We start from the raw sequence: 407 nt of genomic DNA, 5'->3' as shown, positions 1-407 counted from the left end.
CCGCAGGATCAACTGGGCAGCGCGTTCCGGGCTGGTTCTGGCCAGCTTCTGGTCGAAGAATTCGCTGTTGCCGGCGGGATCGTCACCGGCGTTGACTGTCCCGTGCCGGGCGATCCCGGTCCGTACCCCGCCCGGGTGCACGCAGGTGACCTGGACCGGGTGGCCGCCGGCGAGCATCTCGATCCGCAGCGTCTCGGTAAAGCCTCGGACGGCGAATTTAGCTGCTACGTAACCGCTTTGGCCGGCCATTGGCACCAGACCGAAGATGCTGGAGATGTTGACTAGGGTTCCGGAACCGGATGCGATCAGGTGCGGCAAGAACGCTTTGCACCCGTTGACGACACCCCAGAAGTCCACGTTCATCACCCGCTCGATGTCGGGATACGACATGCCGGTGAAGTCCCCGC

At 64.1% G+C, this 407-nt stretch carries 1 protein-coding gene; it reads right to left on the bottom strand.

All coding sequences use genetic code 11. The features are described from left to right. A partial coding sequence (locus D7Y13_RS44080; protein WP_244222503.1) for an SDR family NAD(P)-dependent oxidoreductase occupies positions 1-390 on the bottom strand: 390 nt, incomplete at its 3' end. Positions 391-407: the final 17 nt, after the last annotated feature.

The sequence above is a fragment of the Corallococcus praedator genome (assembly GCF_003612125.1).
Lineage (GTDB): Bacteria > Myxococcota > Myxococcia > Myxococcales > Myxococcaceae > Corallococcus > Corallococcus praedator.
The sequence above is the reverse complement of the archived record's forward strand: the minus strand, read 5'-3'. Positions and strand labels throughout refer to the sequence as shown.